This window comes from [Chlorobium] sp. 445, assembly GCA_002763895.1.
Lineage (GTDB): Bacteria > Bacteroidota > Chlorobiia > Chlorobiales > Thermochlorobacteraceae > Thermochlorobacter.
In genome coordinates this window covers 25,093-32,935 of the sequence record NSLH01000027.1, presented here as the reverse complement: position 1 = coordinate 32,935, position 7,843 = coordinate 25,093, and the positions used below count along the sequence as shown (strand labels likewise).

General features: G+C 48.4%; 8 protein-coding genes. 2 read left to right on the top strand and 6 right to left on the bottom strand.

The annotated features are described in order from the left end of the window. Positions 1-122: 122 nt before the first annotated feature. The 5 genes from CMR00_10260 to CMR00_10240 form a co-directional block, all read right to left on the bottom strand. Complete coding sequence (locus tag CMR00_10260; protein ID PIO47487.1) at positions 123-911, bottom strand: hypothetical protein; 789 nt, start codon at positions 909-911, stop codon at positions 123-125. A gap of 347 nt (positions 912-1,258) precedes the next feature. Then, on the bottom strand, positions 1,259-1,849 hold the full coding sequence (locus CMR00_10255; protein ID PIO47486.1) for a hypothetical protein: 591 nt from the start codon (positions 1,847-1,849) through the stop codon (positions 1,259-1,261). A gap of 128 nt (positions 1,850-1,977) precedes the next feature. Then, complete coding sequence (locus CMR00_10250) at positions 1,978-2,799, bottom strand: hypothetical protein (protein ID PIO47485.1); 822 nt, start codon at positions 2,797-2,799, stop codon at positions 1,978-1,980. A 92-nt stretch (positions 2,800-2,891) separates the two neighbouring features. Next, positions 2,892-3,428 carry a hypothetical protein gene (locus CMR00_10245; GenBank protein PIO47484.1) on the bottom strand — a complete coding sequence of 179 codons (537 nt, stop codon included), beginning with the start codon at positions 3,426-3,428 and terminating at the stop codon, positions 2,892-2,894. A gap of 33 nt (positions 3,429-3,461) precedes the next feature. Then, the gene (locus CMR00_10240) at positions 3,462-4,529 is read right to left on the bottom strand and encodes a hypothetical protein (GenBank protein ID PIO47483.1); all 1,068 of its coding nucleotides are present in this window, start codon (positions 4,527-4,529) and stop codon (positions 3,462-3,464) included. 170 nt (positions 4,530-4,699) lie between these two features. On the opposite strand from CMR00_10240, the gene CMR00_10235 reads away from it, so the two are divergent. Then, the gene (locus CMR00_10235) at positions 4,700-5,641 is read left to right on the top strand and encodes a hypothetical protein (protein PIO47482.1); all 942 of its coding nucleotides are present in this window, start codon (positions 4,700-4,702) and stop codon (positions 5,639-5,641) included. Positions 5,642-5,645: 4 nt separating this feature from the next. On the opposite strand, the gene CMR00_10230 is transcribed toward CMR00_10235, so the two are convergent. Then, complete coding sequence (locus CMR00_10230) at positions 5,646-6,479, bottom strand: hypothetical protein (GenBank protein ID PIO47481.1); 834 nt, start codon at positions 6,477-6,479, stop codon at positions 5,646-5,648. Between the two features lie 85 nt (positions 6,480-6,564). Between CMR00_10230 and CMR00_10225 the strand changes: the two genes are divergently transcribed. Next, the gene (locus tag CMR00_10225; protein ID PIO47489.1) at positions 6,565-7,824 is read left to right on the top strand and encodes a peptide chain release factor 2; all 1,260 of its coding nucleotides are present in this window, start codon (positions 6,565-6,567) and stop codon (positions 7,822-7,824) included. The last annotated feature ends 19 nt before the right edge of the window (positions 7,825-7,843 follow it).

Here is a 7,843-nt window from a genome sequence, read left to right as displayed (position 1 = left end):
GTACTCGAGTGCGATGCTATTTGTGCTTCCCATCTGAATGCTGCTTATCGTATGGCTTAGTGAGGCACCATTGTTGCCGTTGAGAATCATAACTCCCTGTTGAACAATCAGAGTCCCTATGGTCAAATTGACCAAGACCACCGTAGGATTATCTTCACGATATCGATATGAAAATGGTAAAAAGGATACGGAGGATTAGAATTCCAAAGAGAAGGGGTTCGTGTTCCTCTCACTTGCCCTACTTTGTTTTCAATCAGAAGTGATTGCATTGAGATTGAGCTGCCACCCGCTTCACCGATAACTTGTGTAGCATCAAGTTCTGCAAACGGCTGAAAATCAGTTGTCGGTGGGGTTGTGTTAAGGTTTTCCATCACCACAGGTCCTAAATCGAACAAGGTCGCTCCAGTCCCTATGAGTCTTTGAGGTCCCTTCGTATTACGTGTAAATCTCAGGACGCAGTCCGTCAGAGTCTCATTGAAGTCAACCGATCCATTGTTTTGGAATGTTGTCGGTTGATTTGGTGGATCAGTCGAGAGCGGAGTGATCCACAACTGATGAGTTATGAAAGATGCGGGCATCAGTTCTATTTTGCCGCCTGCTTCCACCTCCACATCTCGCGTTTTGAGCGTTTTTGGACCGCCAGTTGGATTAAACCGCAGGGTACCTCCATTCTTGACTGTAACTTTTGCAAGCGTCTGCGCTGGAGTGATGTTTAATTCTACTGTATGCCCTGCGTCAATTATCACCTCATCGCCTTCAACTGTACCGGGCACACCTGACGGAGACCAAGTTGATGTATTCCAAAGTCCACTCTGTAAACTGGTATAGGTTGTTTGTGCAACGAGTGGCACATATAGGCTTAAGGTCATAAGCAGTGTCAAGCAAAATTTGAGATCGAAGTTCTTTTTCATTTTCCCTCCATGCGTGGCTTTACGTTCTTTGAGATGATTTTGAGATGATAATTGTCAATACGTTCTTCTTCTTGGCCTCACGTGTTTTTTCAACAGTGAAGTGTTTTGGGCATAGGGTGAATCAGGGCTTGGTGCGTCTTGCCTTTACCTTTACAGCATCAAGTAAGCTCTTAAGTTCTCTGTTTCTTAAGTTCTCTTTAGTTCCCTGGACATGCACGGCATTGCAGGGGCAGTATTAAAATTTTGGTCAAGCTACGATAGATTCGCGTAGCACGGTGTGATATGTATCACAACCTCACGATTGGTTTATGGGGTCGCTCTGCTGTTTTCAGCAGCTCTACTGATTGTTATTCTTGTGGCTTAAAGCGCACAACAGGGAGATTGAGTTTTTCCCCGCCATACTTCATGGCATCGTTCCAGACGAGCACCACTTGTTCGGTTTTAGGCAATCGCGCTTGTGGAACATAATCTGACGGAACGACGGCAGAAGAGTCGCCAAAATCAGCAATGAAGGCGGCATAGCATTTTTCACCTTGTCCAGGCTGAATTTCGCAGCGACTCTGTTTAATCTTTGCGTTGATTTTATTTTTTTCGAGAAATTCGCTGAGTTCTGTATAGAGATAGTTAGTAGAGATAAATTGCAGTTTGCGTGGGTCAAATTCAATGGGTTTTGTGCCTTTATTTTCAATTTCGATTTGTATGAGAGATTGTACAGCTTCAAGGCGGACGCGGTCGTTGCGCAAACTTGGTCCAATCAAGCGGTAGGTACCGCTGATGGCAACACCGATGTTGGTTTGCACATCTTTGTAGAGCAATCTTGGTGTTGTGCCTGCTTCATTGACGATAAGATAGACTTGCTGGACAGATTCACAACTGAGTACACCTAGCGACAGCAGCAGCAGAATGAAGAGTTTGGATAGTCCAAGTTTCATCATCATAGTGATTCTGATTTCAGTTTATCGTTTGTTATTTCAAGTTTTGTAAAAAGCCCTCACACCGGTCTCATGCTCTCTGGCAAAACGCCTGCATTTACCAGAATTTTTAATAATCGAGAGTGAAAAAGGGATTATCGTGTGAATATAATACTTTTTGAGATGATATTACTCAGCCGTTCTGCGCGGTCTATAGCTTGATACTCAAAGGTGCGAGTTGCTGGTGTGTTGGTTGAGGGCACTTGCAGTGTTGCGGTAAAGATGCCATCGCCTGCGGTTTGGTCGCCGCTGAGTCCGTTACGCTCGCCATCATCGAGCAATTGAAAGGTAATGGCGCGGTTATCGGTGCGTGTAGCTCGGACTTCTCGGATAAAGTTTACGCCATTTGGGTGTGTGGCGCGTGCGGTGATTTGAATCAGACGTGTGCCGCTTTCAGGGATGCGCACGGTGTCGGGCGATTCGACGCTGAGCAAAGTTGGGGCGCTGGCACGCGAGTCCGTGATACGGATAGTTTGACGCGCATCGCCGCCGCTTTGTCCAAAGACATCAAAGGGCGTTACGACCACTGTAAAGTGTCCGACTGTGGTGCGCGTGAGGCGCACATTCAAGTCGCCAGCATATTGCGCACTTGTTGTGCTGCCCGCACGAGGTAAGAGTTCAGCGCTTGCCAGCGGTTCTGGGTCGGTCTGCGCTACGAATGCAGCGCGCACATTGCGAATTGCAGTATTTTTGAACTGAATTGTTACCTCCACTCTGAAGCGCACACTGGCTTGATTGTTGGCTTCGAAGCGCACGGTATCTAAATCCACTTGTGCGGGCGTTACGGCAAGAAAGGACACTGTGGGGGGCTCTTCTTGCACATCGGTCATGGTATTGTTATCGCTGCATGCTGCGCTCCCGCTTGCCAGCAGAAGTGCCCAAAGCGCAGCCTTAATTTTGCGTTGAAATTTTTTCATGGATCGGCTTTTCAGGTTTTGATTCCAGCAGTGCGTGCACCAGTGTGCGGTGCACGGCTTCTGAATGCAGCATCAAAGGATGGGCTATGACATTAAAGGCTATGTTTGTTGCCTGTTGCCACACAGAGCTGTGTGCAGGCACAATCATCAAATCCAGCGGGGTCCAGAGCGAGAGCGGCTTGAGCGGCTTGAGCATGTCGGCACGGGCATTGAGTCTTTGCAGCAAGTGGCTCTTTGGTCGCAAGTCTTTTTATACCTTCACCTTCAGCGGCATAAGCCAGCCACGAGCCATGGTGTGGACTTGAAATCGTAATGAGGCGCTGTGTGCGCTGATAGCCATTCAGTTCTTGTAAGTAGTAGCGCGCCACAATACCGCCCATGCTGAAGCCAATGAGAGCCAGCCACTCTGAGGGTTCAACTTTGCGCTCAATAATTTCTTTTAGTTGCGCTGCAAGTGTAGCAATCGAGACACTTCCATCATTTGGTACAAGGTCTGGCGCCAGCGTACGAAAGCCCTTTTTGTGCAATCGTGCCGATAAGTCTAAAAAGACTTTTCCTGTATCAAAGAGACCATGCAGCAAAATAGCTGTGCGTTGCGTCATGCGTTCGTATTCGTACGTTTTGCGCAATGTTTGCTTGGATATAAACGCCGTGCTTTGGTTCTAAAATTTCACGCTCAGAGAAATCAGGTTCATGCCGATGGGCGCGTTTGGTTCTAAGACAAAGGCATAATCGAGCGCTGCTAAGACACGCTCGATTGGATATTCTACTGAAAATCCCATGCTTGGTGTAGCGATTTCAAGTAGGGTGACGCCTTGCAGTCCCACGCGGTCAATACCGATGCGAAATTTCAGGGCGCGTACAGGTTGCAGCATCGCCCCAAGCCGTAGATGTACTTCAGAGCGCCGCAGGGTTTGACTCTCGAGTGTTTGACGCACCAGGCTGCCTTCTGTCACGAACACGGTGCGGCGCCCTTCCAAAGCCACGGTCAAGACTTGCACTTCAGCAGCGAGTACTACGGTCTGCCACCCTAAGAGTCCTTTGCGCTGCCAGGCAAGGCTTGCGCGCAAGGCAAGCGGCATCGGGTCGGTGGTGGTTGTGCCTTGCAGGTCGTAAATCGGTGTGGTATCCCAACGGTATTGCGATAAGATATCAGCAGCACTCAGTGCTAGCGTCAGCGTCGAGAGCGAATCGAGCGTGAGGCGATATAGCGCGCCGACATCGAAGCCTACGGTAAAAGAATTTCGCAGGTCTCTAGCCAGTGAGGCAAGGTATCCGCGCAGCGTTAAGCCCACTGAAAAATCATCTGTGAATCGGTTTGCAAAAGAGAGCATAAAGAGATTTTCTGAGGTGCTCAGTGAGCCTAAGGGTTCGCCATCACGGTTACGCGCGTCGATGTTGCTGACACCAGCATTTATCCATGCAACGCCAAGCCCTGCTGTCGGTCCAACTTTGCCTAAGAATGAAGCAAAGTTCAAACTTCGATCAAGTGTGAGAAAGGTATAGGTGAGCGTTGCATCATAATAATCTGCAAAACTGATGAGCGCAGGATTGTAATAGGGCTGCAGTTCGCCTGCGCTGATAACTGCGCCGCCTGCATTACCGAGCGCAACCCCACGCGCTGAAAATCCCATTCGGGCAAAAGGCGCAGCGGCGCCGCCAATCTGTGCCCGGCTTTCAGCTATCATGAGCCCAAGCAACAACGGCGCAAACAGCAAAGAAACTTTCATGGCAAGAGCTAGAGTTAAATTAAAATTGAATGTTTTGAATCTCACAAACAAGCCTTGCATGCGTCTCTATGCACTTCACACAGTGAGTGCTCCTCACTAAGTAGTCTTGACGTATTGGCTTGCAGGCTCTAAATTTAGTTGCATTTACTATTGCTAAACTCTTTGCACCAATGAGTCACCAGATTTCCGATTCCAAACTTAACGCTGTACTCTCGCTTCTGGATGATGAAGATGAGACGGTCTTCCAGAGTGTTCGTACTGAACTGCTTAGCGCTTTGCAATCCGACCATCCTGAAGCCTCACAAATTCTGCGCGTGATGGTTGAAAAGAAAAACGCTACGTCCGGTCGTATCTCCAGCCGCATTGAAGACCTTATCGATGAGATTCAGTTTCAGAAACTCTCACCGCAATTTCTACGTGGCTTTATGGACAATGCCACGCTCGAAACCTACGCGTTTCTGGTTATGCAAATTGGCTATCCTGATGTCGATCTGGACAAATACCATAAAGAATTTCAGCAGCTTGAATCGCTTCTGCGACTCGAATACTTCACCACGAGCATGAGCGAGATTGATAAAATTTTCATGATGAGCGTCATTCTCTTTGAAAAGCAAGGCTATCGTGGCAACTCTGCGGCATATTATGAGCCCGACAATAGTTATCTCAACCGTGTGATCGATCGCAAACTTGGTATTCCTATCTCACTTGGCACGATTTATTTGATTTTAGCTGAACGCTTCCATCTTCCCATCTACGGCGTCAATATGCCGGGGCACTTCCTGCTCAAATACGAAACGCCGGGCGGTGAAGAACGCTTTATTGACCCTTTCAATCAAGGACGAATTTTAGACAAACAGGATTGCATTCGGTTTTTGCAAAATCAGGGCTATGGTGCTGTCGACCAGTATTTTGCGAAGGCGTCAGCTTTAGACATCTTGGAGCGGACGCTCAACAACTTGCGCAACAGTTACCGTGAGTTCGGTCACTACCAAAAGACGGCGCTTATTGAGCGCTACCTGAATCTGATTTTGGACTTTCGCGGTGAGCCACTCCTTCCACCGCATTCGCCCTTCTCTTCTGATTCTGACGATTTCGAAGAAAACGATGTGTAAGCTATCAGGGCGTACTGGTCGTGTCCTCTTCGCTCTCTATCAGCGGTTTCTCTTTTTCCTTCTGTTTGTCATTGGTCGAGACCACCAATTCAACGGGTTTGCCTAATGGGGCAAGCTCGCCTTGTTTTGGAGACTGTGCAATGACGGTATTTGGCACAAGCGATGTGGAGTATCGATAGCGCACCTCTCCAATCGTGAAGCCTGCAGTTACAATTAGGGCTTCGGCTTCGCTGAGCGTCCGCTGCAAGACATCAGGCACTACGCCTTGCTGCACGCCCCCTTCTGCGGGCAATCGTCCAACCTTAAAACCAATCACTGTCTCTACGCTGACAGTTGTGCCGGGTGCAATACTCTGCGAGAGAATCATGCCATCGTCTTCTTTTTTTGTTACAGGCACTTCTTCGATTTTGCCCAAGCGCAAGCTCAGACGTTCCAACGTCAACTTTGCGTCTGTCAGAGTTCGCCCTTTGAAGTCAGGCAGTGGTGCGTTCTCACGTCGTGCAGTGTTGACAGACAGATAGATGCTTCGTCCTGCTTTGACTTTGGACTGCGGCAAGGGATTTTGCGATAGCACCGTGCCCAGTTTTTTCTTCGGGTCATAGACCTCATAGCCCCGCTTTGCCACTAGTCCTAACTGCTTGAGGCGTTGTTCGGCTTCTTCAAACGCTTTGCCAGTAACATCGGGCACGGTTACAATCTCTCCACCTTTCACATACAGTGGCATCAGCACTCTGTCGAAGAAGAAAAACAACGCAATCAGCGCAGCAATCAGAATGTAGAGTTTCAGGGCAAACGGTGAGCGAAGCGCAAAGAAAGTTTTTTCAAGCGTTGGATTCATTAGGATGACTTCATCAGAGAAAATTTGTCACAACTCTTCAAGCACTGCAGCCGAGCTATGCTATACGGTTTTTGTCTTCGATGTTATGTCGTTAAAATTTGGCGCAAAGTTAAAGGTGCAAACTTCAGAAACCAAAACCACTTTTTGTTGGCTATCAATAGATAAGCCGTGCCACGATGTTTTCATATCGGCTCAAAATTTGCTACATTTGCTGCCTGAAAAAATTAACCAGATAACTCTAGCCACGCTATGTTTGAAGCGGAACTCGAGCGCGTGCGCGCGCTCAACGAGCGCCTTCAGTCGCTCCGGAGGTTTCTTTGAGATTGACACTCGCCTTGAAAAAATCAAGGCACTGGAAGCACAAACTGCCTCCGATACGTTCTGGAATGACCCTGCTGCTGCACAGAAAATTCTGAAAGAAATCTCTGAACACAAATCTTGGACGGAAGCTTTTGCTCGCCTTGATGCTGCAGTGAAAGCTGAAGCTGAATCGCTTGAAGTAGCCGCAGCACTCGAAGAAGCCAGCTACCTTCCCGAAGCCGAAAAGCATCTTGCAAAGTTAGAGTCAGAGGTGCGCGCGATGGAATTTCAAAACATGCTCTCTGGACCTGACGACAAACGCAATGCGATTCTGACCATCCATGCTGGCGCCGGTGGCACCGAGGCGCAAGACTGGGCAGAGATGCTTTACCGAATGTACATGCGTTGGGCAGAACGACGCGGGTTCAAAGTCTATACCGACGACTATCAAGAAGGCGAAGGCGCTGGCATTAAAACCGCCACGCTAGAAATCATCGGCGATTATGCTTACGGCTATCTTAAAGCGGAGAACGGCGTTCATCGTCTTGTGCGTGTCTCCCCGTTTGATGCCAATGCGCGCCGACATACTTCTTTTGCCAGTGTGTTTGCTTATCCTGAAGCACCTGAAGATGCGCCAATTGAAATTCGTCGTGAAGACTTGCAAATTGATACGTTTCGCAGCGGCGGCAAAGGCGGTCAGAACGTCAATAAAGTTGAAACAGCTGTACGCATTACACATTTGCCAACAGGCATTGTGGTTGCCTGTCAGCAAGAACGCTCGCAGTTGCAGAATCGAGAGCGCGCTTTGAAAATGCTTAAATCACGCCTCTATCAAATCAAGCGTGAAGAAGAAGAAGCTAAAAGGCGCGAACTGGAAGGCAAGAAAAAGAAAATCGAGTGGGGCTCGCAGATTCGCAGCTATGTCTTCGATGACCGACGTGTTAAAGATCACCGCACCAATTATGAACGCTTCGATGTCGAGAATGTCATGGATGGCGATATCGATGATTTCATTGAGCGCTACTTGATGGAGTTTGGCGATTGATACTCATGCAACTTGCAGA